Below are 25,731 nucleotides of genomic sequence, written 5' to 3' on the forward strand. Positions count from 1 at the left end.
TGCGATAAACCGGGTATCGCGTAAAAGCACGGAAACCCTGGAATCTTGTTTATGACAACAATAAAAATTAAAGGAGATAACATGAAGACATTGGAACATTTATTGGCACCAATCCGGGTCAGATCGCTGGAAATACCCAACCGGGTGGTCATGCCGCCGATGGGAACGGCACTGGGCAATCCTGATTCGACGGTCAGCGATGCAAACCTGGCCTACATCAAACGCCGGGCCCAGGGCGGCGCCGGGCTTATTATCACGGAGATCACGGAAGTGCACCCTTTAGGGCTTGCTTCACCGCGCTGCATCGGCGTCTGGGACGATAAATTCATTCCCGGCTTGAGCAAACTGGCGGACGTTGTGCATGCCGAAGGCAGTAAAATCGCCATGCAGCTTCACCATACCGGCCGTGAAAATTATCTGCTGCAAAAGAAAAAACTGGCGATCGGACCTTCCGCCATCCCGAGCTACATCTTCGGTTTCATGGGAGCGCCGCGCGAGATGACGCTTGCCGAAATCGAGGAAACCATTGCCGCTTTCGGCAGTGCGGCCCTCCGGGCGCAGAAGGCGGGATTTGACGCTGTTGAATTGCACGGCGCCCATGGCTATCTGCTGATGCAGTTTCTTTCGGCCAACAGCAATCAGCGCACGGACCAATACGGAGGCGATTTCCGCGGACGGTCCCGCTTTATGATCGAATGCCTGAAGGAAGCCCGCAAACAGGTCGGTCCGGATTTTCCCATGTCCATCCGGATTTCCGGCGAGGAGTGCATCAAAAACGGCTACACCATCTCCGATATGCAAACGATTATTCCTGATCTGGTCAGCGCCGGCGCGGATATCATCAATGTATCCTTCGGCACGCATGGCAGCCCGGCCGTGAATATCGATACGCCGAATCCGAGCGCACCGGTTGAATATGAGTCCGGCTTCAAGGCGTTTCTGGCCAGGAAAATTAAAGAAGTCACGAAGGTTCCCGTCATTTCCGTCGGACGCTACGTCGATCCCTATGAAATGGATGAAGTGATTGCCCGGGGGGACGCCGACTTTATCGCCGTGGCCCGACAGCATCTGGCTGATCCCGATTTTCTGAAAAATGCCCGGGAAGGACATCCGGAAGATACCCTGGAATGCCTGGCCTGCAATCAGGGATGTATTGAACGCCTGTCACTCGAGGCGCTGCCGATTCGCTGTGCCATTAATCCGCAGACGGGTCAGGAACTGCTTTACCCGGCAGGCCCCGCGGCTGTCAGCCGCAATGTGTGGGTCATAGGTGCCGGACCGGGAGGACTGACCGCGGCATACGAAGCCTCACGCCTGGGGCATCAGGTAACGCTCTTTGAAAAAGAAAAAGCAACAGGCGGAAATGTTCTTTACGCCGCAAAAGCACCCCACAAAGAGGTGTATGGCCGCTACATTAAAACTCTTACGGCAAAAGTCATCAAGGCGGGTGTGACGATCAAAACGAACACGGAAGTTACCGAGGCCATGATCGAAGCAGGAAAACCCGATGCCGTCATCCTGGCCATCGGCGCAGGTAAATCCACCTGTCCGGCCGAAGGCATCAATTCGAACGTGGTTTGTGATGCCTGGCAGATCCTGGATGGCGAAGTTGCGCCCAAGGATCATGTTGTCATTATCGGCGGCGGTCTGGTGGGGATGGAAACGGCTGATTTTCTGCGCGAGAAGAATGTGAAGGACATCACGGTTGTCGAGATGCTGCCCGCGTCACCGGTTCTGGCCTTGGCGGCGCACGGCTACATGCTGCACAAACGTCTTCAGACAGCAGGAATTAAGCTGCTGCTCGGCACAACGGTCAAACAAATCACGGAAGGATCGGTTGTTGTCACCAAAAACGGCGAAGATACGACGCTTGCACCGGTCAATCAGGTTGTGGTCGCCATCGGCGTCACGCCCAGAAATACGCTCAAAGACATGCTGGCGAAAAGCGGCATCCGGCATTTCATCGTCGGCGATGCCTCGGCGCCCAGGAGAATTATTGAGGCGACAACGGATGGGGCCAAAGCGGCCTGGGAGATCTAAAGAAAGGCTGCGTACGAGGCTGAAGACCGAGGGCTGAAGGCTATTTTGAGGGGTGCTTCGCACCCGCTCATTTTATTCTGCAGTCCCATACGTGTTTTTCCTTCAGCCTTCGGTCTTCAGCCTAAAACCCTCTATGTAAGGAGATCGATATGGATTTACGTGAACGCTTTATTGAAACCAATGGAGTCAAACTGCATGTGATGGAAGCGGGGCCTACCGATGGTCCGATGATTTTATTTCTCCACGGCTTTCCCGAGTTCTGGTACGCCTGGCGCAAACAACTTCAGTACTTTGCCGATAAAGGCTATCTGGTTGTCGCGCCCGATCAGCGCGGCTATAACCTCAGTGACAAACCGCAGGGGATTGCCGCCTACAAAATTGATGAACTGGCCAAAGATATTGTCGGCCTCATCGACGCTTACGGCCGCAAACAGATCTTCCTGGTCGGCCACGACTGGGGCGCGTCTGTTTCCTGGTGGGTCGCGTTGAAATATCCCGACCGCATCAAGAAACTGGTCATCCTGAACGTGCCTCATCCCAAGGTGATGGCCAAACACGTTTTTACCGATGTAGAGCAGATGAAAAAGAGCTGGTACATTTTCTATTTTCAGATCCCCGGCGCGGTGGATCATCTGGCATCCGCAAGCAACTATGAATGGGTTGTCGATCTGATCACGACGTCGGCCAATCCGGGGGCCTTTACACCTGCCGAACTCGATGAATACAGAAAAGCCTTCAGGCAGCCCGGCGCTTTTACGGCGATGGTCAACTGGTATCGGGCGATGGTTCAGACGAAGCAGGAGCCGCTGGCGAGCTTTGACGTGACCATGCCCATGATTTTAATGTGGGGCGAAGATGATGTCGCCATGCTTCCCCAATTGGCTGACGAGAGCATGCCTTACTGCAAAGAGGGTTGCCTCATCAAATTTCCCGGCGTGAGCCACTGGATTCAGCACGAACAGGCGGAGAAGATTAATCCGATGATCGCAGATTTTTTTAAGCAGTCCTGATTTCATTTTTAAATTTGTTAATATGAAATTTGACCAGTCTTCAATACAATCGTCACCCCGGTCTTACTGTGCCACCTTCGGTGTGATGACCTTCAGGTTACGAAGGCTGGGGTCCAGTTTAAATAATTCTGGATGCCGGCCTTCGAGAATGTGTCACAATTGTAATCATTGTCATTCGGAACGTATGTGAGGAATCTTAATGCCTTGAATTTATTAAGAGCAAGATTTCTCGCTTCGCTTCGAAATGACATGAAAATGAATTACGACACAGTCTCCTTCGCCGGTATGACAACACATAAAACAAGGGCGTCCCGAAGGGCGCCCTTGTTGCCGTTAAAAATTTTTCTTCTTCCCGGCGCGATACCATGAATGGCCGTGATCATATAACTTTCCAATAATCTTTATCCGAAACTGTTCCGCAACTCTTTCGGAATCGAGTTCTTATCGACCGGTGTGCTTTCCGCTCAGGGGTGGTTTAAAACAACCAGTGCGTCAACGACAACCGGTTGATCGCCGGATATAATAACAGGATTGATGTCGATTTCAGCGATCTCGTTGCAGCGATATCCCAGATCCCCGATCGCCGTAAGCGCCCGGACCAGCGCCTTTCGATCCACAGCCGGCTTCCCGCGAAAGGCCGCAAGCAATTTGGAAAGGCGAATTTCATCCAGCATTTCTTGGGCATCCCGCTCGGTAATCGGCGCAACGCGGAACGTCACATCCTTGATCGCTTCCGTAAATATCCCGCCGATGCCGAACATCACACAGGGGCCGAACTGCGGATCGTGGCTCAACCCCAGAACAAATTCACGATCGCCCTGGACCATTTCGCAGACCAGCACGCCGTCCAGGTCCAAACCCTTGCCGGTAATTTCATCGTAGGCTTTGGCAACTTCTCCGGCGCTGCCCAGTTTGAGCTTCACCAGCCCCATTTCCGTCTTGTGCGCCGCCTTGTCCGAGCAACCTTTGAGCACGACCGGATAGCCGATGTTGTTTGCATATTCGACGGCTTCGTCCCTCGAACAGGCAAGCCTTTCGCGGTTGACGGGAATGCCCGCGGCTGCAATGATCCGCTTGGAGTCATATTCGGAGAGCACTTTCTGTCCCCGTGCCATCGCCTTTTGAATTATTTGTTCCACAGAGGTTCCTCCTTTTTTTGCAAATACGAATATTGATGATAAGAGACCACCAGCGCCCGCACCGCGTCTTCGACCTCGCCGAAAAGAGGCAGCCCCTTTTCCAGCTGCGCTGCGCGCAGCCTGTCCAGGGCGCTGAACGCATACATCGCGGCGGGCTTTTGATACTGTCTGCAAAGCCGGATCAGCGCCTCCATCACATCGGTGACATAATCGCGCCACATGCTCACCATGTGCAAAATACCGTCGACTTCGCCCGCGCTAAGAAGGATTCTGTAAATTTCCAGATAAACGTCCGGCGGGGCGGGGCCGATGTCGACCGGATTGCTCGCATTGAAAACACCCGGCAGCTTTTTTAGTCTGGCTTTTGTCTCTTCGGAAAATGGCGCCATGACGAGATCGGTTTCCGAGAGCATATCCGCGCCAATGGTGCCGAACGCGCCGGAATTGGTAAAGACGGCGATACGCTTCCCGGGGAGAAGCGGCATTTCGGTCAGCATCTTCGGCAGAGTGTATAATTCTTCAGGCGTCCGAAGCCGGATCATACCCGCCTGGCGGCAGGCGCCGTCGAAGACGGGATCGTTTTGAGCCATGCCCGCCGTATGCGATAAAACCGCCGCGCTTCCCGCTTCGCTTTTGCCCGTCTTGTAGACCAGCACCGGTTTTTTGGTCCGCCTTGCCGCCTGCATCAGTTTCCGTCCGTCTTTAACACTTTCGAGATAAAGTGCGATCACCCGGGTTTTGTCTCCGTCGAAATAGTCGATGAACTCCGCTTCGTCCAGATCCGATTTATTGCCCAGGGACACCATCTTGTTGATGCCCGAGACATCGTCCAGCAGGCGCTCCACGATCAATCCGCCAATCCCACCGCTCTGGACAATATAAGATACCAGGCCCTGGTGCTGCACCGCTTTTGGCGCAAGCTCGTTGGCGCCAAACATACAGCAAAACCGGCTGTGGTTGTCGAGAATGCCCAGGCAGTTCGGGCCGATGATGCGCATCGAATACGGGCGCGCGGCTTCATCGACTTCACTTTGCAAGCGCTTTCCTTCCGGGCCTGCTTCCGAAAATCCCGAGCTTTCAATGACGATATTCTGAATCCCTTTTTCACCGCATTTGCGGATCAGTTCCGGCACTATAAAGGCAGGTGTAATGATCACCACCAGGTCGATCGGGTCGGAAATTTCATCCAGCGACCGGCAACCTTTGGCCCCGAAAACGTCAGCACCCGCGCGGTTGACGGCATACAACCGGCCCCGGTAGCCGACAGCCTCATCACTCAGTATTTTGCAAATGGTCGCCCCCAGATTGAAAGCAACATTGGATGCGCCAATGACGGCCACGGAAGCCGGGTTAAAAAATTTGTCCATATCCACCGTATCAACCTGCTTTGCCGCAACCGCCTGTAATGTTCCCATATAGAAGACCTCCTTTGGGGTTTTCAAATCAGCCTTTAAGTTGGCTATTGTAATTTCCACCATTACTCAAACGCTGTTTACATATATGAACGGTGTTTATTTTTCAAGGGGAAATTTGCGGTTATTTTGTAAATTATTAATATTACATATATAATTATGATGTAATTCGGAAAGCAGGGGCAGGGTTGTTCTAAGCCGGGTCATCTCCCTCTATTGTTCTTTTAAAAAGAGGGAGCTTTTTAGGCGAAGTTTTTATTTCAGGGTTTTTTGAAAAGCAAAGCCAGATGGCGGGCGATTTTCTGGCGGTGCTGCATCACTTGGTCGGCATTTTTCGCCGGATGGTTGCGAAAGGTGGCCACGATACCGGTCATGGAAGCAAACAGGGTGTGTGAGTGGTCCCGGACATTGCCTTCCACATTCATTTTACGGAAAATGATATCCAGATGATCCAGAAGATTTCTTTCGATCACAGACAGTTTTTCGAACAGTCCGGGGTCCACGGACCCGGTCAGGAAAAAATTCATCAGCATTCGAAAATACTGATCGCGATGCGTAAAATGTTCAATCCACGCATAGACGACCTCTTCCAGTCCGCCGTCGGGGGACGCGTCGATGATGGCAAAGATTTTTTCAAAAATCTGATCGGTCCCCTTCACGAATGTTTCCGCGAACAATGTCTGCTGATCCGGAAAATGCTGATAAATAATGGCGGGAGAGATCCCGGCGCGTTTGGCGATGGTGCGCATCGAAACTTCGTTAAAAGGCTTCTCGGTAAACTCTTTTTCCGCCGCCTCGATAATGATCAATCGCCGGGCCAGTTTTTCCTTTTCCTTTAATTCCGATAAAACGCTTTTGGTTTTCATTCGACCGCCTCGATCCCTGTCTCATTTTATGTTAATGATTTTAGCGCTGGAAAATTAACACTGAAAAACCTAACTGTCAAATGCATTGATTGAGATGCAGCGCCATGAATAAAAAAGGGCGTCCCGCAGGACGCCCTTTTTGCCGTTCATAACTTTCTCTATTTTTTCTTCTTCTTTTTCTCAATCAAAGGCATGCCCGCGATTTTGCGAACGACGTTTTTGCAGGCATCAATGTCATACTGGCCGTAAATGGCGATCTGTTCCATGATGGGCGATCCGCCGCCGTGCATCGCGCCGTAAGCAATGGCGCCGGAGCTTGCGGAGTTTGTGTAATCGGCGAAGAGCAGCCAGAATTTGATCTGATCTTCAATGGGGATTTCCTGGTTGCGTTTGACATATTTTTCCAGGAGGCCCTTGATTTCCGGGTTGAGCAGGTCGGCTTCGTGCGGGAAGGTGGCGGGCATGCCGCCGGCGATCTCGCAGAGGATCTGCTGTTCATGGAAGACCGCTTCGCCGGTCAGGCAGCGTCCCACATTGGCATAAATGGAATGCGGAATGCAGGCACCCGGGCCGTAAGGCACGAAACCCACGCCGGGCATATAGACTTCCGCTTTTCCTTTAGCCGAGGCGGTGAAGCCTGCGGCATAGCCCAGTTCCGTGATGGTGATGAGCTCGGCTATTTTTTCGCGTACGTGCGGGGCCTTGTCGACGCCGTTCATTTCGGCGGCCATCGAGGCAAAACCGATCAGCATGTCGCCTACGGCCGGTTTGCAACCGGAATAGCTGTGGCGATGGAAAAGCGCGAAGAGCAGCGCGCAGATGCCGCCCTGCTGATATTCGCCGTTTAAGAAGATGCGGTCGTTGGGTACAAAGACATCGTCAAAGATCACATAGGAATCAATGAAGCCCCAGTCGAATCCGCGTTTGTAATGCTTGCGGTCTTTCATGTTGTGCGGAGAAAGCACCTGTTTGACGCCTTCAGCGTCCGCCGGGATGGCAAAAGAGATGGCATAGGCGCCTTCATCTTTGGTCAGCGCGCGGGTGGGAACCACCAGGATTTCATCCGCGATGGAGGCAAACGTGATGTGCACTTTGGCGCCGCGAACCACAACGCCGTCCGGGCGTGTTTCAACAACATGCAGGTACTGATCGGGGTCCGGCTGTTCAGCGGGGCGCAGCATGCGCAGGCCCTTGACGTCCGTCTGGGCGCAGCAGCCGACCAGGTCGTTTTTCTGGAAGTATTCGAGCCACTTTAAAAAGTTTTGGTAATACTGCGTCTTGCCGCCGTTTTGCTTGTCGGCTTCAAACGATACGGAATTGATGGCATTGATCGCATCCACGCCCATGCAGCGGCCGATACACTGGCTGACACGTTGCACCAGCATGCGGGTCATGTCCTGCTTTTTGTGCAGATCCTCAACCGTCTGGTGGATGTGGGTGAAGCGGTTGATGGTCTCACCGGTGATGTGGCTTTTGGCGGTGACCAGGTCTCTGGTTTCGGGATCGGCGGCCAGATCAAACGTTGCGCCGATCACGCCTTTGGGCTGATCCAGCACTTTATGGTCGCGGTCTATCTTCTGGCCGTCCAGAAAGAGGTTTGGTTTGAGTTTCTTTAATCCCTGGAAATATTCTTCTTTTGTTCGCATAACTTTCTCCTTTTGAATTATTTGGATAGGGAATCCCTATGTTTATCTAAAGATCAAATGACCGCGCCGGGTTGTAACGGCTCACCATACCGCTGCAAGCCCGGTTCAACCTATGCGGGTAACATTCGAAAGATGTCCATTGGAAAAGGTCCGGTTTCCGCAGATGTAACGCTGTCATACGGGAGGCAAACGACCGGAACAATCTTCTGTCCGGGTTAACAACAAGAAGATGCTGCCGCGTTTGCAAATGAACCGGAATCGACAAACAGTCATTGCAACCCGTTAGTTGCGCCGGGATGACCGATGCCGACACCATCATATAGCTATCAAAATGTGGCGGGAGTATAGGAAACGGAGTTCTTCGTGTCAAGTAAATCTTGTTGCCGGGTTGCCGTAATTCTATCCGGACGTTTTTCCGGCGAACAGATTGCGTCGCAATTCTTATTCGTCATTACGATGCGTGCCTTCGTGTGGCTTCAGGTCATCATCGCAATGACAGTATGCACAGTCTGTAAGGCCGCGAACAAGTTTCAACAATGTTGGATTCCATCCGGAAAGCCCTGAAATAAGCGAATAGAAATCTATAAAATTATTGACAGCCGTTGCCGCTTTATGGTTTCATTTATACCGTTCTTGCCTTAACCAAATTCAGATCTGTCGTTTAAAAGTTATTGAGGACGATAGGATGATTCAGTCAAAAGTACACAAGCATTATTTCAAGATCCATCTAACCTAGGTTAATGCCATGGAGGTACCCTATGACGGTTTGTGAAATCAAGAGCGTTCTGCTCTGGTGTGTCGGTCTTAACTACGCGGTTCTCATCATCTGGTTTGGTGCTTTTGTTCTTGCCCACGACTGGCTGTACGGTGTGCATCACCGATGGTTTAGACTTCCGGTTGAGACCTTCGATGCCATCCATTACGCCGGTCTTGCCGCCTATAAGATCGGCATACTTTTGTTCTTCCTGGTGCCGCTAATTGCGCTCGTTGTGGCTTTGTAGGAAAAATTATTGTCTGAAGAGGTGGGACACAAAATAGTTGCAACCGCCCCTGTTTTTAACTGTATCGACACTCCGAAATAATGCAAGATTATTTCTTGAAAAGCTTTTCAACTGAATCACAGGCATTTAGCTGACACGGTGGCTGTATGACTTCATGCTGCCGGGTTGTTTAAACACTTTTTGAACTTGTTGTCATGAAGAAGAAAAACGGTTAAAATGAATCATAGTAATAAGATTTTTATCAATAAGGAGGGTTTGATATGAAACGATTGGTTTCGGCCTTTTTGCTCAGACAGGACAGCACGGTTTTCTCATTCGCCTGGCGTATGTTTTTTGCTTTGATCTTAATTATTTTCTGCGGAGAGGCGGCAGCAGATGGATTTATTTCTCTGAAGTCCTATAACTATCCGAATCATTATGTCCGTCACCGGAATTATCTGGGGGAGATTACGCCCGTAAGTTCACAGTTGGACAGCGATGATGCCTCTTTTAATATGGTTAATGGTCTGGCCGGTAACAACACGGTTTCATTTGAATCAAAAAATTATCCCGGCCACTATCTGAGACATCAGGGATTCAGGATTAAACTGCATCGTCCGGACGGCAGCGATCTGTTCCGGCATGACGCCTCTTTCAGGGTGATGCAGGGTTTGGGAAACCCCGCGTGGAGCTCTTTTGAGTCGGTGAACTATCCCGGCTATTTTCTGCGCCACCGTAATTTCCAGCTTTATATCGAGCGCGGTGAGGGGGATCTGTTCCGCAAGGACTGCACGTTCAGAATTGTCGACAGTCCCGTCTCACAGGCTGTGACCCAGGGTGTTGTTCAACCGGCAGCCGACTATTTGTCTTTGCGTTCCTACAATTATCCGAGCCACTATGTCCGTCACCGGAATTATCTGGGAGAGATTACGACCGTAAGTTCACCACTGGACATCGATGACTCTTCTTTCAAAATGGTCAACGGTCTGGCCGGCAACAACACGGTTTCATTTGAATCGAAGAATTATCCGGGTCACTACCTCAGGCATCAGGGGTTCAGGATTAAACTGCATCGTCCGGACGGGAGCGATCTGTTCAGGAATGACGCATCTTTCAAAGTGATGCAGGGACTGGCAAACGCTTCGTTGAATTCTTTTGAGTCAGTGAATTATCCCGGCTATTTCCTGCGCCACCGGAACTTCCAGCTTTATATCGAGCGGGGCGAGGGTGATCTGTTCCGCAAGGACTGCACGTTCAAGCTCGAAAGGGCGCGGTAAGCAGGGGGAGAAACTGAAAATAAGTGAGGATGCAACCATTTTCTTTCAGAGGAAGAAATTTTAATTTATATGTGAACGTAAAGATGATGGATATGACTATGAGGCGGCCGGGCGGATTACTTTTTTTATTGCCGCTCTTTCTATTGTCATGCTGTCCGGCGCATCAGGCATTCCGGTCATGCGTCCGGAAAAATAAAGGATATAATGGTAAAGACGAATAACCATAATTATTTGTTCATTTATTGGCGGGCTCTTTTGCGCCGCCATCCATCCGCATTTCTTCTGGCCGCTCAACTGGTGAGCCTTATGCTCTACGCGGCAGTTGAAGGTGCCCCGGGCGGGCGGGTTATTCTCAATGCTTTTGGAATGCTGATACTTTTGTTGGTGGTCTGGGTCGTCATCCACAGCCCTGCAATCAATTGGGTCGCATGGATCCTCGCTGCCCTGGCCATTGTGCTGTCACTCCTGTCCTGGCTGCTTGTCCACCCCGGCCTGTTGATCTGGGCAACCCTGCTGGAGGCGGCGTTGTATTTTTACGCGGCCGGCGGCTTGATCACTTATATGATGCAGGATGACCGGGTAACGATCGACGAGTTGTTTGCCGCAGGCGCTACCTTTACGCTGATTGCATGGGGATTCACCTATCTGTATCTGGTCTGCCAGGCGTGGTGCCCGGGATCATTCGCGGGCGGGACAAACCCGGAAGAGCCGCGGACTTTCATTGAACTGATGTTTTTGAGCTTTGCCAATCTTTCGGCAACGGGCCTCAGCGATATCCTGCCTTCCACTTCACCGGCGCGTGTGCTGGTGATGCTGGAACAGTTTGCGGGCGTTGCCTACATCGCCGTGGTGGTTTCCCGGTTGATCGGACTGACGATCGTTCGTCACAAGGGTGAGGGGACATCTTGATTCCAGAACCCGGCCGGTTGTGCTATCCATCATAACCATGTATTATCGCATAACGCAAAAGGAGGGCGATCATGACGCCGCAGGGAAAGTCTGTTTTAACCGATCCCGATCTTGGCGGGGAACTCACTTACTTTACAGGCCATGAGTGACAGTGTCCTGTTGTCTCTTGATCTTTAAATGTCAGGATTCAAAATTCGATTTCTGTGGTCAGTTCCATGGACTTTATAGCAAAAGGAGGACACACATGTGTGACAGAATCAAAAAAGCAGTGATGGTTTTGATTATTCTGGGAATGGCCTTTGGAATTTTAAGCGGCTGCGGCAGCAATGATCAGGCAACCGGCAATAAAGCAGCCGATGTGAAAGCAGGCAGTAATCTTCACCGCCGGTGATAAGGCTGTCGAAGACGCAGCAGGCAAGCAGGCTTTAAAACAATATGAGGCGACCAAAGATCAGTTAAATGCCATAGGCGAAAAGCAGAAAGAAAATTATAAGACGATCCCGGGAGACGAAGCACAGGAAAGCAAGTAATTGCGGTTGCTCGATGCTTCCAATGACATGAAAATGAATTTTGAACACAGTCTGCTGCGCCGGTACGCGTGACCAGAGAGGTTACGATAAATGTGAATTCAATTAGGAGACTATTAATAATTGATAATTCATGGTAATTTCTTTTTTGTGAAGTGAAACATAGAAAACACGGCTTTGTCTGTCAAGATTTCATTGACACACAAAGCCGCGTTTTTTATACTGCCATTCATGTCGGGCGAGTTCTTATCCGGAAATCCGTTCTACGTCTGCATACAGGAGGTTTGATAATGTTTGTTCTGCGTCGTTACTTTTATTTGTTACCGGCGGTTCTTCTTTTTGTAACCGTTTCCGCCCACGCTGCCGGTCCCGATACCGGCACTCTCCTTAACGAACAACGCCAGCCCGGCATCAAACTGCCGGATCGCTTGCCCAAACCGGACTCTCCGGCACAGGAGCGCCCGCCACTGGCGGACAGTGGGGTAAAGGTCACGGCCAAGGCGTTCCGCTTCACCGGTTACGAATCCATTGCCACGGAGACCGAACTGCAGGCGCTGGTCAAAGACAGCGTCGGGAAGGAATTGAGCTTTCCGGATCTCCAGAATCTGGTGGTCGGTATCACGAGTTACCTCCGGGAAAAGAAAGGGTATCTGCTGGCGAGAGCCTACCTGCCCAGGCAGGATCTTACCGAAGGGGTGATCGAAATAGCCATTGTGGCGGGCCGCCTTGACGATAGCACCGATATCCGGATGAAAGGTCCGGCCAGGATAAAGGTCAGCAAATTGCGCGAGATGGTTGAAAAGGCGGTGCCGCCGGGCAAAGCGATTCAGACCAGGGATATCGAGCGAGCCATCCTGCTGATGAACGATCTTTCCGGCATCAAGGCCCAGGCATCCCTTGAACCGGGCAGCGCCCCCGGTACCACCAGGGTAGTCGTCAATGCATCCGAAGGCCCCCTGCTCTCCGGGATGCTCAGCGGCGACAACTACGGCGACCGCTATACCGGTACCTGGCGCGGTACCGGCACGGCCCTGGTAAACGACCCTTTTGGTTGGGGTGACCAGTTGGCGCTTGCTCTGACCGGAGCCGAGAACCAATTTCAGGGCCGGTTTTCCTATGCACTGCCCCTTGGCTCTGACGGATTCAACTGGTCATTCGGGTACACAAACCTCTCCTATAAACTGGGGGGCGACCTCCGGAACTTGAACTACACCGGCAGCGCCGACACCTTCTCTACCGGTATATCCTATCCACTCTTGCGCAGCAGGAGCGCCAGCATCTGGAGCGGCCTTGGTTTTGAGTACCTGTTTTTGACCGACAAGATGTCCGGCGATAAAATCAAGGACCGGAAGATACCGGTCGGCAACGGATTTATTTCCGGCACCTTTTATGACCAGCTGGGCGGAGGGGGCATGACAAGTGTCAATGTCACGCTCTACGGCGGCCATCTCGACCTGTCCAGCGTGACCGCTGCCCAGGTCCAGGACGCTGCCGGTCCGAAAGCGGAAGGCGGTTTCTTTAAAGGCACATACGGCCTTGCCCGTTTGCAGCAGATTACGCAGTCCCTGTACGCCTTTGTCTCTGCCCGGGGGCAAGTGGCGGGGGGCAATCTTGATTCATCCCAGAAGTTCATCCTGGGCGGTCCCACGGGTATCCGCGCCTATCCGGTCGGTGAAGCAGCAGGCGATGAAGGGCACGCCTTTACCGCCGAAATGCGTTATGACCTTCCGTTCACGCCCGCCTGGGCCGCCACGCAACTGGTCGGCTTTCTGGATACCGGCTGGATCAAGCTTAATCAAAGCAACTGGCCGGGCGCCGTCACCAACGCCAGCGGCAAAAACGACTACTGGCTCTCCGGCGCCGGTGTCGGTCTGAACATCGGTAAAACAGGGATTTATAGTATCAGGGGCAGCTATGCCCATACCATTGACACCAATTATGGACGCAGCACAACGGGGATGAATGCCGACAACCTGAACGACAAAGAGCGCTTCTGGTTGCAGGCCCTGTTGTGGTTTTAGGGGAGGAGAAGAGCTCATGAAAAAAATGTATTCACTGATTTGGAACCAGGTAAATAAATTCCGGACCCCGGCGTCTAAGACCATTGGAAGGAAAAACAGTGCGCCCTTATGGTTTCTAGGCTTATTAGCCGTGCCGGCTGCACTGCTTTGTGCAGTCGCGACAGCCGTGGCGCTTGATTCCGGCGCCCTTCCCACCGGCGGGACGATCGTGGCCGGCAGCGGCGCCATCACCCAGGCCGGAACGGCCATGACCGTCAACCAGACCAGTCAGCGAATGATCGCCAACTGGTCTACCTTCAATATCGGCCAGAACGCCAGTGTTACCTTCCAGCAGCCCAATGCCTTCGCCATCGCTCTCAACCGGATCCAGGACCAGAACCCCAGCCAGATCTTCGGCTCTCTTTCCGCCAACGGCCAAGTCTGGCTAATGAACCCATCCGGCATCCTGTTCGGTTCCTCAGCAAGGGTCGATGTGGGAGGGCTTGTCGCAACATCCCTCAGCATCGCCAATGAAAACTTCCTTAACGACAAGAAACTCTTCGATAAGGCAGGTGCGGCAGGCGCCGTCATCAACCAGGGAACCATCCGTACCACCGACGGCGGCTATGTGGCCTTTATGGCCCCCATCGTTGCCAACGAGGGCTCCCTGACGGCCCGGAAAGGTACGGTGATCCTTGCAGCAGCCGAGAAAGTAAGCCTCGATTTCAGCGGCGACAGCCTGATCAGCTACACGGTTGACCGGGGGGCCGTTGATGCCCAGGCGGCAAACAGTGGATTGATCAAGGCCGACGGCGGCCTGGTCATGATGACCGCACTGGCGGCCCATGACCTGACCGGCGCGGTAGTGAACAACATCGGCATAATCGAGGCCCAGACCCTCGAAAACAAGGCAGGCAGAATTCTGCTGCTTGCCGATATGAAGCAAGGCGAGACCATCGTCGGCGGCAGGCTGGATGCATCCGCCCCCAATGGCGGGGATGGCGGATTTATCGAGACATCCGCAGCCAAAGTGAAAGTCAGCAAAGGCGTGCAGATCAGCACCATTGCACCACGGGGCAAAACGGGCGAATGGCTGATCGACCCGGTGGATATCACGATTGCCGCATTTGGAGGAGATATCAGCGGTGCGGACATTGCCACCGCCCTGCAAAGCAGCAATGTCACCCTGGACACCACCGGCGCGGGAACCTGCACGGGCGCTGCCTGCGGCGCTCTGGGCGGCGCGAACGGCGACATCACCGTCGACGACAATATCAACACCACGGGCGACCTCGGGGCCACCCGCACTTTGAAACTTATTGCAGAAAGGGACATCATCCTTAAGGGAGACAAAAAAATTGATGCCACCCTGGGTGGAAACACCAGAGCCCTCAATGTCATCTTTAACGCCGATTCAAACGCCGATCAGGTTGGCGGCGTAACGATGGAATACAATTCGGCCATCAAGACAAACGGCGGAAACATCGTCATGGGCGGCGGCGCCTGCACCGCCGCCGGCTGCAGCGCCCCGGCTTACGGCACCGGTCTGGCCGGGACAGGCGGCATTACCGTTGACGATAACGATTGGGGGCCTATCAGCCTCTTATCCGGTAACGGCAATATCTGGATGTGGGGTTCCGCACCGACGGCGGGCGGGGCCGGCATACATCTTAAGAATACCACCATCAACAGCGGCAGCGGATCGGTATATCTGAAAGGCACCGGGGTCTATGACTCGGGAAATCCGCAGGACGGCAACGGTTTCGGCCTGTTCTTCAAAGGTTCCACCATCATTGGCGGCAGCGCAGGAATGACTCTGGACGGAACAGCGGCGGATACATCGCTGGATCCTTTTGCGGCGATACCGGCTGCAATCGGCTTCACCAATACGGCATCCGCCTATACCACCAACAGCGGCACCCTGACCGTGAATGCAAATTCTCCCGGTGGCGTCTACATCAGCGCCAACGCGGCAGACGACCTGTTGGGGCATGCGACGCTGCAGAACGGCAACATGGTCATCAACTATACCGGGACGGGAACCGGGGGTCTTCCTAATATCAAAAATCCGGCCGGCAACCTCACGGTCAATTCGCTGTCGAGCGGTGTTCCCATCACCGATGGCGGAAATACCCAGACCATCTCAGGAACCACATCCATTGACGCCAATAATGGCTCTGTATCCCTGGGGACAGGTGGAGGCACCTTCACCACCGGCACGCTGACCATCTCCAACGGCTTGAGCGTAGGTGTGGTTAACACCGGCGCCCTGACCCTCGGGGCCGTCAACAGCGGGTCAGATCCCATTGACATTGCCACGACAACCGGTAATCTGACCCTCACCGGCGTCATCGGCAACACAAATACTACGACGAGCGCCATTAAACTTAACGCCGGCAGCAACACGGCCGCCGGCACCGCCACAGGCGGCAACATCATCGTCAGCGGCGGCAGCCTCAGCATGGGCGCGGGGGGAAGGGCCACCCTGTATTCCGGCTCCGTTGCGGACAGCACCGGCCTGACCGCGCTGATCGTTTCCGGCAGCGGCAAGTTCCGCTACAACAGCGATGAGTCGGCAACCAATTTCACCACAGCCCTGGGGGCCGGCAGTTATGCCGTTTATCGTCAACGGCCAACCGTTACGGTCACGGCCAATGATGCCAGCAAGACCTACGACGGGGCGGCCTACAGCGGCGGTAATGGCGTAACCTCAAGCGGCTTTGTCAATGGCGACACGGCCGCCTCACTGGGCGGTGTGCTGTCTTACGGCGGTACAAGCCAGGGAGCCACCAATGCCGGCAGCTACGTCATCACACCCGGTGGCTACACCAGCGGCCTGGGGTACGCCCTGGCCTACGCCAACGGCGCCCTGACCATCAATAGTGCATCTTCAACTTCAACAGTACCACCGCAGGCCCAGGCGGCGGTCACGGCTGTAACGGCAACGGTAAGCGGTTCTCAGAATACCGGTGGTTCAAGCTTGCCGGGAGGTGCGACTGGTAACGGTCCCTCCGGCCGTTTTGATGCCGCTGCGCCTTCAGTTACCCCTCCACTTGTCGTTACCGCTGCACCCGATATCCCTCTTCCTCCTCCTGCACCCGGGCCTCCCTCTCCCCCTGCACCCGCAGTCACCGTTCCCGTTGTGAATCCACCAACGGCCAGTCCGGAACCGGTGGCGGTACTCCCGTCACCAGGATCATCAGGAACGGAATTAGGATCAGGAGGGTTCAGGCAGAACACCACTGCGGGCGGGACTTTAACGAGTGGCGGTGGTTTCTCCATCTCCGTCGCTCCTTCGGGGGCAGCAGGCGGGAATGCTCTTGTGGTCAACCGGCCCTTAACAGACCAGGTCGTACCGTCCGGTACGCGTTTCAGTTTCACCGTTCCCTCCGACGCCTTTGCCCATACGAATCCGGATGCCATGGTTACGCTCACCGCCACCCAGGCAAACGGTCAGCCACTCCCCGGATGGATCAGCTTCAATCCGCAAACGGGGAGCTTCGAGGGGACGCCTCCTCCCGCATTTCCTGGCACATTAACCCTGAAGGTGATAGCACGCGACTCACAGGGCCATCAAGTCGTACAGACGTTGAAAATCCGTTTTTCAGGTCATCAGGATCGGGGGGGGGAGCCGCGAGGATAGATAAGAAACAAAATCATCAGGTGGTGTGCGTCCGGAATCTCTTCGGACACATCATTCGAATGATGACACCGTCACCGGCCTCCTCCGGTACGCATGATCTGAAAGGTTATAGCGGCTCTACGGCTGTTTTAATCCCGCTTACGCGAGACGAGCGTTAATTCGCCGCAGCTTGCTGAGAGGTGGTTGAGTCACGACACAGTCCTTATGTTTTCATTGACCGTGAATAACCAACGGCGGGATTGAAAGGGAAAGCATTTTGAACATTGCAGCGATCGCTTCCGGAAGCAACGGCAACTGCTACTACCTCGGAAACAGCGATGAGGCCATCATTGTCGATGCGGGCATCAGCACCAAACAGTTGGTGGAAAGGATGACCAGGCTCGGGCTTTCCCTGTCCCGGCTGAAGGGCGTTTTCATATCCCATGAGCATTCGGATCATATCCGGGGCCTGGATGTGCTGACCAGAAAACACGCTATCCCGGTCTTCATGACGCAAAAGACTTATTCGTCATACGGAAAGATCATCAATGATTCATTGCTCAACTTCTTTACACCGGGTGAGTCCGTATCGCTCGGCAAACTCCGCGTCCATCCATTTTTGAAATCGCATGATGCGGTGGAACCCTGCGGTTTTTCTGTCTCTTCCGAAGGCAAGACGGTGGCGGTGATGACGGATATCGGCCTGCACTGCTCCAATGTGATTGCTCATCTGAATAAGGCGGATGCGGTCTTTCTGGAGTCCAACTATGATGAACGGATGCTGCGGACAGGTTTTTATCCGGCTTATCTGAAAAGAAGAATATCCTCGGACGTGGGCCACTTGTCCAACACCCAGGCGGCCACACTGACTCTTTCGCATGCTTCTTCCCGGCTCAGGCACGTGTTTCTGTCGCATCTGTCAGCCAATAACAACACCCCGGAACTTGCGTTAAGTACATTCAATCATTTCATCAATCAGCGAAATGATCTGAAAGTAGAGGTCATTCTGACCTCCAGGCAAAAAGAAAGCGGCCTCGTTACATTGTGATCCTTTTTACTTTGGTCTTTCCAGCCCTTTCACGATCTGCGCTCGGATGATCCTGGGCAGAATCATCTGATGCTGCGGACAGATGGCGCGGGGATTCTGATAGGCGCAGTTGGCAAAGCCCACCAGATAGTTTCTCAGTTCATGGTAGCGGACGATCTCATCCACAAAACCTTTCTTTGCACAAAACACAGGTCCCGACGTGTCGTCATAGTGTTTGACCATTTCATTCATCTTGTCGATGATGGGGCCGAGCGGTTTTCCCGCGTCTTTCTCTTTGACGAGCCTGCGGGCGTAACTGGCCGCTGCCGCCGTTTCTCCGTGCATGACGTTGATCTCGGTTGTGGCCGTACCCAGCGAAAAGGCGTTGTTGTTGTTGGCGGTGGGGCCGCCCAGGACATAATGCGCGGCTGCCGTGCCTTTGCGCAGCACGACCAGCATCATGGGCAAGTGCGAATTTTCAATGGAGTAAATCAGTGACTGTCCCAGACCGAGCAGTTCTGCCTTTTCCGCCGTATCGCCCACGTCAATGCCTGATGTATCCTGAAACCAGATCATCGGCACTTTGTCACGCGAACACAGGGTGACAAACTCGTTCATCTTGATCAGACCCTGGCGATAGAGTTTGCCGCCAACGCCCATATATTCATTGGTGTATTCGGGATAATTCGGGAACGCGCCCTGCCGATTGCCGATCACACCCATCAGATAGCCGTCCACTTTCACAAGACCGCAATACATCTCCGGCCCGAAGCCCGGACGAAATTCCATGTGTTCCGAACCGTCAACCAGACGGGCCAGCACCTGTTCAAAATCGTAGACCCTTTTTTTGTTTACCGGAATAATCGAGGCGATTTCCGATGGAGAATAAGCGGGCTCTGCGGGCCGGGCCACGCGGAAAAAGCGTGGCTTGTAGGCGGGCAGATCATCCATATAGTCCTTAATAGCGTCGAGCACCTGCTTTTCTTCGTCAAAAACCGCGCGGAAAAAACCGGTGACATCGTAATGAACTTTCACGCTGCCGGGCGGGACGGATTTAAAATGCCGGGTGGCGTTGATGATTTCTTCCGCGCCCGCTTCATCGAAAGATCCTTTGGGGGACATGCCGCTCACGATCCCGCTGCCGCCCACGGCCATGTTGGCTTTCTTGTGGGCCAGCAGAATGGTGGGGCTGATCGATTGATAACCGCCGCCCGCGGGATTCGTGCCGTAAATGCCGGCGATGACGGGAATGCCCATCTGCTCAAGTTCCGCGTGGCGGAAGAAACAGGTGCCCTGTCCGCGGCGGTTGGCGTACATCTTTTCCTGTTCAGGCAGTTTTACGCCGGAGCAGTTCACCAGCCACACCAGCGGGATATGCAGGATTTTCGCGATGTCCGCGACGCGCAGATTGTTGTCCGGCTGACCGGCAATCCACGCGCCCGCCATCCATTTGTTATTGAAGCCGATGAGCACGCACCATTTACCATGAATGCGGGCCAGACCGTCCACGACGCCGGTGCTGCCGGATTCTTCATTTTCCGGATCGAAGATGCTGTGCAGGGGGCAGAAGGTCCCGGGGTCGACCAGATAATCAATGCGTTCCCAGACGGTCATTTCGCCGCGGTCATGCATGGTTTGCAGGGGGACGCCGACGTTCTTGATGCGCAAAACTTCCGCGTCGATCTGCTTCATGATTTCTTCGAGCCGCGCGGCGTTTTCCTGCATACTCTCGATCTGTTTTCCGGAAAGCGGTTTGCCCAGTGGATCCATTTTTTCGAAGTATTGTTTCATGCGTTGCCTCCTCGATGTGCGAATTAGAGAGAAACAAATTGGATCAGATTAAATGGCTTCAGGCGGCAGACCGTTTTGCCGCCTGAAGTTTCTATACAAAAGGTTAAGCCCGGTTCGGTGCAAATCCCATCGCCGCGTTGGCGATAATCATCGTGTGCATGTTGGACGTGCCTTCCAGCGTTTCAAACTGCTTGGAGTCTCTGAGGAAGCGGCCGCAGGGGTATTCATCGGAATAGCCGAAGGAGCCGTAAAGCTTCATGCATTCATTGGCGTCGTGGACGACGGCTTTCGCGCCGAAGAGCTTGGACATGGAGGTTTCCATCACGTTGGGAAGCCCCTTGTCTTTCAGCCAGGCCGCTTTGTAGACTAGGGCCTGGACGGCTGCATGCGACATTTTCATTTCGGCAACCTGCTGCTGGATGAGCTGGTAGCGGCCGATCTGCTTGCCGAACTGGGTGCGCTCCGTCGCGTATTTTGCCGAAGCTTCCAGGATGGCGCCCGAAAGGCCCAGTGCGCCTGCGGAACAGCCCAGGCGGGTGGAGTTGAGCTGCGTCATGCAGATTTGAAATCCCTTGTTCAGTTTTCCCAGTAAAAGATGTTTGGGAACTTTGACATCCTCGAAAGTAATTTCCGCCGTGTCGGACGCCCACAGGCCGACCTTATCGTGGATCTTCTTGCGGGTGATGCCGGGCAGGCTGTAGTCCATGATAAAACAGCTTACGCCGCTGGCGCCCGCGTCTTTATCCGTTTTGACATAGAGCAGGCCGTGGTTGCAGACCGTGCCGTTGGTGATCCACATCTTGTTGCCGTTTAAGAGGTAGTAGTCCCCCTTGTCTTCCGCAAAGGTCTTCATCGAGGCGACATCCGATCCGATATCCGGTTCGGTCATGGCAAAGCTGCCGATGTACTCACCGTTCACGAATTTGGGAATGTATTGCTGCTTCTGTTCTTCCGTGCCGAATTTCTGAATGGTAAGCGCGGGGCCCCAGCACTGCATGTTGAAAGCCATGCGCCAGGAGGTGTGCACCTTGGCGATCTGTTCAATGGCCAGCGCGCCTTCCAGAAAGCCCATGCAATTGCCGCCGTATTTTTCGTCGATGCAGAAGCCGAAAAATCCGAGTTCGGCCATCTTGTCATAAATTTCCTTTCGCCAGAAATGATTCTTTTCGTCTTCTTCCACATGCGGCGCGATTTCTTTTTCGGCAAAGCTTCTTGCCGTATCCTGTATCATGATCTGTTCTTCCGTTAATGCGAAATCCATGTTTTTTATCCTCCCGGGCTACATTTTTTATATATCCCCGCCAACAAAGTCAGCCGAAGATCGGAAGCGCATCCCGCCAGGGGAGCGCATAATAAATAGAAATTACCCTGCCGAGAATTTTTACCAGCATGGTAAAAATTCCATGCGGCTTGCTATCATTTTCGTTCGATGACCATGCAAATCCCCTGGCCGCCGCCGCCGCAGATCGTTTCCAGACCGAAGCGCTTATCGGTCCGCACCATTTCGTTAAGCAATGTGGTGAGACGCATGGTTCCGGTTGCGCCGATGGGATGTCCAAGCGAAATGCCGGAGCCGTTGATGTTTACTTTCGCATCCATCTGTTCATCGGAAAGACCGGACAGTCTCGAATCCGCCAGGCACTGGACGGCAAAGGCTTCCTGCACTTCAACCAAATCCATCTGGTCGATCGTCATATCGATTTTTTTCAGCGCTTTTTCCACGGCGGCCGGAACCGCGGGGTAGGTGAGCGTCGGGTCGGTGGCCGCGACCGCGCAGGAGCGGAAATAGGCCAGCGGCTTTACGCCCAGCTCTCTGGCTTTCTTCTCGGAAGCCATAACAACCACGGCCGCGCCGTCGTTTTCCGACGATGAATTGCCGGCGGTGCAGACGCCGTCTTTATAAACGGCCTTCAGTTTGGCCAGCTTTTCGAGGGTGGTTTCCCGGCGCGGTCCTTCATCGGCTGTCAGATAAACGATTTCGCCTTTTTTATCTTTTCCGGTGGGAACCGGGACGATTTCATCGGTGAACTTGCCCGCGTCCTGCGCCGCGATGGCCCGCAGGTGGGAGCGCAGCGCCCAGCGGTCCGCTTCCTCGCGGGTGATCTTTTCCCTCCGGGCCGCGGTTTCCGCCCAGGTCATCATGGAACTCAGTTCGCCGTAGCGGGCGATAGGCTGACTCATGACCCGTCCGCGCTGCAGCCGGTCATAGAAAGGAATTCCCCACATCGCCAGCGCTCCATGGCCGCGGGGCATGAAGCCGTATTTTTCATGGTTTTTGCCGCCGAGGCCCCATTTGATGTCGCCGGGGATATAGAGCTCGCCCTGGCTCATGGATTCCATGCCGCCGGCGATTACGATATCGGCGTTGCCGGTCTGGATTTTCATTGCTCCGTAAAAGAGGGTGTCCAGGCCCGAGCAGCAGCGGCGGTCCAGCATAACGCCGGGGACGGTATCCGGCCAACCTGCGTCCAGCACGGCCATGCGCGCGCCGTTGGCGCATTCGCCGTTTTGATAGGCCGAACCCATGACGACGTCATCAATCATTGCCGGATCAATTTTTGCCTTTCTGGCAGCTTCCTGCAATACCAGACTGGCCAGCCGGTAAACCGGAATTTCCTTGAGCGCTCCTCCGTAAGCGCCGATCGGCGTACGCGCACAACTGATAAAGACGACATTTTCCATATATCCACACCTCTAAAATATTTTTGTTAAACCATGTTTAATGCTGTCAGGCCGCCTTGCGGCCTGCTATCTTAGTGGTGATGAGGCGACGGCAATCGTTACGACGTATGAACCTCCCGTGCGGGAAAACGATAGTTCCTTATACGCCTCTCACGTTATTTTGACTACATTATTTTAATATGCCGCCGTCAACCGGCGTCCGTGCTTTTACCCATAACCACCCGGCCTGAAAACGGGGACATACGCTTCAAAATTTTTAATAGGTCGGGTCGTACATCTTCGACTTGATGAAACCGGGTAAATCGGCCGGTTCCTTCATTGCCGTAAGTTTTCTTTCGAACGCCACCTTGGCGACGGCTATCGCGATATGAAGCGACACTTCGCGAACGCGCGTTAAAGACGGGAAAATCCGTCCCTGTTCAAAATCCTCCCTGGTGACCTTTTCATCCAGGCATTTAGCGGCCGTGGAAAACATTTCATCCGTTACGCGGGTTGACTCCGAAGCCATCACACCCAGTCCGACGCCGGGAAAGATATAAACATTGTTGGCCTGTCCCGATACGAAGGTCTGCTGATCGGTGACCACCGGCGGAAAGGGGCTGCCGCTCGCAAAGACCGCGCGATAATTTGTAAAGCGATAAGCGTCTTCCGCCGTGCATTCCGATTGAGATGTCGGATTGGAAAGCGCAAAGATAATCGGTCGATTATTGAGACGCGCCATAGCCTGTAAAATCTCGGGAGTAAATGTGCCGGGCTGGCCGGAAGCGCCGATGAGGACCGTCGGCTGGATCGCTTCAACAACCGAAAGAAGATCCCGCTGAAAGGGAAGATCATGGGCAAAGTGGCGTTTGTGTTCCACGAGATCGGTTCGACTGCTGACCACCAGCCCTTTGGAATCGACAAAACAGCAGCGGCTCACCGCCTCTTTTTCGGGCATACCCTGTTCGACCATAGCCGAAACCACCAGGTTTCCGATACCCAGGGCCGCTTCACCCGCGCCCAGAAACACAATCCGCTGTTCGGTCATTTTGCTGCCGGTCATCCGCAGGGCGGAATAAAGCCCGGCCAGCGCGACGCTGGCGGTGCCCTGAATGTCGTCGTCGAACATGCAGAATTGATCGCGGTACCTGGCAAGCAGCTTAAACGCATTCTGGTTTCCAAAGTCTTCAAGCTGAATCATGACATTGGGGAATACGTCACTGGCCGCCGTCATAAATTCATCGATGAGCGCTTCATATTCCTCACCCCGCAGGCGCTCCTGCGGCAGGCCGATGTATTCCGGATCACTCCAAAGCCCCTTATTGCCGGTTCCGACATCGATCATGATCGGAAGGCAGGCTTTCGGGTCAACGCCCGCGCAGGCCGAGTAAAGCGACAGTTTGCCGACAGGGATGCCCATACCGTTGGAACCGAGATCGCCCAGTCCCAAAATCCGTTCACCGTCGGTCACGACAATCACCCGGGCATCCTTGTAAGGCCAGTTATTTAAAATATCTTTGATGCGGCCGCGATCGTTCTTTGTAATGAACATTCCGCGGGGGCGCCGGAATATCTTGCTGTATTCCTGGCAGGCCAGTCCCACGGTCGGCGTATAGATAATCGGGCTCAGTTCCTGCATATGGTCAATGAGCGCTTTGTAGAACAACTGTTCATTACGATCCTGCAGGCCGATCAAATACAGGTATTTTTCAAGGCTGTTGGGCTTACGCCGGACATTGTTGATGATATGCTGAACCTGTTGCACCTGCGTCGAGACACGCGGCGGAAGCAGCCCCTGGAGCCCCAGTGCTGCGCGCTCGGCAGCGGTAAAGGCGGTGCCCTTATTCAAGCCTGGATCGTGCAATATATCGATGCCACGCGGATTATTTTCTGTTCCTGATTTCTGATTTGCCATATTTACCTTCTTTCCATTAATTAAGATGCGGCTGCAGTAGTATCGATATCGTGCCTGGTTTGCAAATATTTTTCCATCGTTCGGGAAAATAATATTCATCCCGGGAGATCTTCGCCGCTGCGCGCCGGATCGCTGATCGTTTTTTTGCGTCTTCCATTTCCGGTGGAAGATCGTCAGCCGGTCTGGAGGTTTATGTATTCTGCTTTGCCTGATATTGCAACTGCCATGCCAGTAAAATATTTGCGATCCGCAAAAGCCGCCATGCAGTCCGGCGGGGCATGAGCTTGCCGTTGCTAATGGTATCCTGTAATTGAGGCGCCAATACCATGATAGGCCTCAATGCCCTTTCCGATCCTATCATGAACAGCAATGTATTTATTATATACATTTATTGCGAACGACGTATATTTTATATACAATCATAAGCGTCGAGAACAATCAGCCGGCAGCCGGAACAACACTGCAAAACCGACTTTTGCCGGCAGGATGGCGGCTGACCGCTTTTTTGATCTTCCTCTCATGGCAACGCCGGCCTCCCGATCATTTCACGGCAGCGGTTCGCAAGCAGGGAGACAAACCCGCAGCTGCGGGTTTGTCCGTGTTCTTATCGAAGGCTGGAACGACTTATGCATTAATTTGAAGAAACTTGTATTCAGGGAAAATAACATCATGCAAAGCGGCGTAATATCGGCTGGTAAAGCCTCCGGAAAAAAAGATGACCAGGTCACGATTGTGGAAGTATCGCCGCGGGACGGTCTGCCCGAGGTCTGCCGCAGTCTGGCTACGGAAGATAAAATAAAGTTTATCAATAAACTGTCGGATACCGGCCTGAAAAAAATAGAGTGCGCCTCTTTTACGCATCCCCGTCTTCTGCCCGCGGGCTATGACGCTGAAAAACTGATTGAAGGC

General features: G+C 53.6%; 17 protein-coding genes. 9 read left to right on the plus strand and 8 right to left on the minus strand.

Features of this window, described 5'->3' with window-relative positions; translation table 11 throughout:
- Window positions 1-51: 51 nt before the first annotated feature.
- Window positions 52-2,040, plus strand: coding sequence for a hypothetical protein (locus tag CVU71_14450; GenBank protein PKN18669.1), 1,989 nt, complete (start codon window positions 52-54; stop codon window positions 2,038-2,040).
- A 170-nt stretch (window positions 2,041-2,210) separates the two neighbouring features.
- Window positions 2,211-3,050: an alpha/beta hydrolase gene (locus tag CVU71_14455; protein PKN18742.1), complete on the plus strand. Its 840-nt coding sequence runs from the start codon at window positions 2,211-2,213 to the stop codon at window positions 3,048-3,050.
- A 464-nt stretch (window positions 3,051-3,514) separates the two neighbouring features.
- Here the strand turns inward: CVU71_14455 and CVU71_14460 are convergent, their stop codons facing one another.
- The 4 genes from CVU71_14460 to CVU71_14475 all read right to left on the minus strand — a co-directional run bounded on the left by CVU71_14460 (window position 3,515) and on the right by CVU71_14475 (window position 8,113).
- Window positions 3,515-4,165, minus strand: a complete 651-nt coding sequence (locus CVU71_14460; protein PKN18743.1) for a carboxylate--amine ligase — start codon at window positions 4,163-4,165, stop codon at window positions 3,515-3,517.
- An 11-nt stretch (window positions 4,166-4,176) separates the two neighbouring features.
- The gene (locus CVU71_14465) at window positions 4,177-5,667 is read right to left on the minus strand and encodes a hypothetical protein (GenBank protein PKN18670.1); all 1,491 of its coding nucleotides are present in this window, start codon (window positions 5,665-5,667) and stop codon (window positions 4,177-4,179) included.
- 194 nt (window positions 5,668-5,861) lie between these two features.
- The gene (locus CVU71_14470; GenBank protein PKN18671.1) at window positions 5,862-6,467 is read right to left on the minus strand and encodes a hypothetical protein; all 606 of its coding nucleotides are present in this window, start codon (window positions 6,465-6,467) and stop codon (window positions 5,862-5,864) included.
- 158 nt (window positions 6,468-6,625) lie between these two features.
- Window positions 6,626-8,113 carry an aromatic ring hydroxylase gene (locus CVU71_14475; GenBank protein ID PKN18672.1) on the minus strand — a complete coding sequence of 496 codons (1,488 nt, stop codon included), beginning with the start codon at window positions 8,111-8,113 and terminating at the stop codon, window positions 6,626-6,628.
- A gap of 758 nt (window positions 8,114-8,871) precedes the next feature.
- On the opposite strand from CVU71_14475, the gene CVU71_14480 reads away from it, so the two are divergent.
- The 6 genes from CVU71_14480 to CVU71_14505 all read left to right on the plus strand — a co-directional run bounded on the left by CVU71_14480 (window position 8,872) and on the right by CVU71_14505 (window position 18,476).
- On the plus strand, window positions 8,872-9,114 hold the full coding sequence (locus CVU71_14480; GenBank protein ID PKN18673.1) for a hypothetical protein: 243 nt from the start codon (window positions 8,872-8,874) through the stop codon (window positions 9,112-9,114).
- Between the two features lie 260 nt (window positions 9,115-9,374).
- Window positions 9,375-10,370 carry a hypothetical protein gene (locus CVU71_14485; protein ID PKN18674.1) on the plus strand — a complete coding sequence of 332 codons (996 nt, stop codon included), beginning with the start codon at window positions 9,375-9,377 and terminating at the stop codon, window positions 10,368-10,370.
- A gap of 204 nt (window positions 10,371-10,574) precedes the next feature.
- Window positions 10,575-11,279: an Ion channel gene (locus tag CVU71_14490; protein PKN18675.1), complete on the plus strand. Its 705-nt coding sequence runs from the start codon at window positions 10,575-10,577 to the stop codon at window positions 11,277-11,279.
- An 817-nt stretch (window positions 11,280-12,096) separates the two neighbouring features.
- A complete protein-coding gene (locus CVU71_14495) occupies window positions 12,097-13,827 on the plus strand; it encodes a ShlB/FhaC/HecB family hemolysin secretion/activation protein (GenBank protein ID PKN18676.1) in 1,731 nt (576 codons plus the stop codon).
- 16 nt (window positions 13,828-13,843) lie between these two features.
- Window positions 13,844-17,449, plus strand: coding sequence for a hypothetical protein (locus tag CVU71_14500; protein PKN18677.1), 3,606 nt, complete (start codon window positions 13,844-13,846; stop codon window positions 17,447-17,449).
- Between the two features lie 253 nt (window positions 17,450-17,702).
- Entirely contained in the window at window positions 17,703-18,476 is a 774-nt protein-coding gene (locus tag CVU71_14505) for an MBL fold metallo-hydrolase (GenBank protein ID PKN18678.1), read from the plus strand.
- 6 nt (window positions 18,477-18,482) lie between these two features.
- Here CVU71_14505 and CVU71_14510 read toward each other — a convergent pair whose 3' ends face one another.
- From CVU71_14510 to CVU71_14525, 4 genes are all read right to left on the minus strand, one after another.
- Window positions 18,483-20,246, minus strand: coding sequence for a glutaconyl-CoA decarboxylase subunit alpha (locus tag CVU71_14510; GenBank protein ID PKN18679.1), 1,764 nt, complete (start codon window positions 20,244-20,246; stop codon window positions 18,483-18,485).
- Window positions 20,247-20,349: 103 nt separating this feature from the next.
- Window positions 20,350-21,507, minus strand: a complete 1,158-nt coding sequence (locus CVU71_14515) for an acyl-CoA dehydrogenase (protein ID PKN18680.1) — start codon at window positions 21,505-21,507, stop codon at window positions 20,350-20,352.
- A 155-nt stretch (window positions 21,508-21,662) separates the two neighbouring features.
- Window positions 21,663-22,928: an acetyl-CoA C-acyltransferase gene (locus tag CVU71_14520; protein ID PKN18681.1), complete on the minus strand. Its 1,266-nt coding sequence runs from the start codon at window positions 22,926-22,928 to the stop codon at window positions 21,663-21,665.
- A 256-nt stretch (window positions 22,929-23,184) separates the two neighbouring features.
- Entirely contained in the window at window positions 23,185-24,822 is a 1,638-nt protein-coding gene (locus CVU71_14525; GenBank protein ID PKN18682.1) for an NAD-dependent malic enzyme, read from the minus strand.
- Window positions 24,823-25,191: 369 nt separating this feature from the next.
- On the opposite strand from CVU71_14525, the gene CVU71_14530 reads away from it, so the two are divergent.
- On the plus strand, window positions 25,192-25,731 hold a 540-nt coding region (locus tag CVU71_14530), incomplete at its 3' end, for a hypothetical protein (GenBank protein ID PKN18683.1).

The organism is Deltaproteobacteria bacterium HGW-Deltaproteobacteria-6 (assembly GCA_002840435.1).
In the GTDB taxonomy this organism is placed as follows: Bacteria; Desulfobacterota; Syntrophia; order Syntrophales; family Smithellaceae; genus UBA8904.

Bases quoted from the DNA above. Each gene is read 5' to 3' on its own strand.
- CVU71_14510 (PKN18679.1), bottom strand. From the start codon at position 20,246: ATGAAACAATACTTCGAAAAAATGGATCCACTGGGCAAACCGCTTTCC.
- CVU71_14490 (PKN18675.1), top strand. From the start codon at position 10,575: ATGGTAAAGACGAATAACCATAATTATTTGTTCATTTATTGGCGGGCT.
- CVU71_14500 (PKN18677.1), top strand. From the start codon at position 13,844: ATGAAAAAAATGTATTCACTGATTTGGAACCAGGTAAATAAATTCCGG.
- CVU71_14480 (PKN18673.1), top strand. From the start codon at position 8,872: ATGACGGTTTGTGAAATCAAGAGCGTTCTGCTCTGGTGTGTCGGTCTT.
- CVU71_14450 (PKN18669.1), top strand. From the start codon at position 52: ATGACAACAATAAAAATTAAAGGAGATAACATGAAGACATTGGAACAT.
- CVU71_14495 (PKN18676.1), top strand. From the start codon at position 12,097: ATGTTTGTTCTGCGTCGTTACTTTTATTTGTTACCGGCGGTTCTTCTT.
- CVU71_14525 (PKN18682.1), bottom strand. From the start codon at position 24,822: ATGGCAAATCAGAAATCAGGAACAGAAAATAATCCGCGTGGCATCGAT.
- CVU71_14515 (PKN18680.1), bottom strand. From the start codon at position 21,507: ATGGATTTCGCATTAACGGAAGAACAGATCATGATACAGGATACGGCA.
- CVU71_14460 (PKN18743.1), bottom strand. From the start codon at position 4,165: ATGGCACGGGGACAGAAAGTGCTCTCCGAATATGACTCCAAGCGGATC.
- CVU71_14485 (PKN18674.1), top strand. From the start codon at position 9,375: ATGAAACGATTGGTTTCGGCCTTTTTGCTCAGACAGGACAGCACGGTT.
- CVU71_14520 (PKN18681.1), bottom strand. From the start codon at position 22,928: ATGGAAAATGTCGTCTTTATCAGTTGTGCGCGTACGCCGATCGGCGCT.
- CVU71_14465 (PKN18670.1), bottom strand. From the start codon at position 5,667: ATGGTGGAAATTACAATAGCCAACTTAAAGGCTGATTTGAAAACCCCA.
- CVU71_14470 (PKN18671.1), bottom strand. From the start codon at position 6,467: ATGAAAACCAAAAGCGTTTTATCGGAATTAAAGGAAAAGGAAAAACTG.
- CVU71_14475 (PKN18672.1), bottom strand. From the start codon at position 8,113: ATGCGAACAAAAGAAGAATATTTCCAGGGATTAAAGAAACTCAAACCA.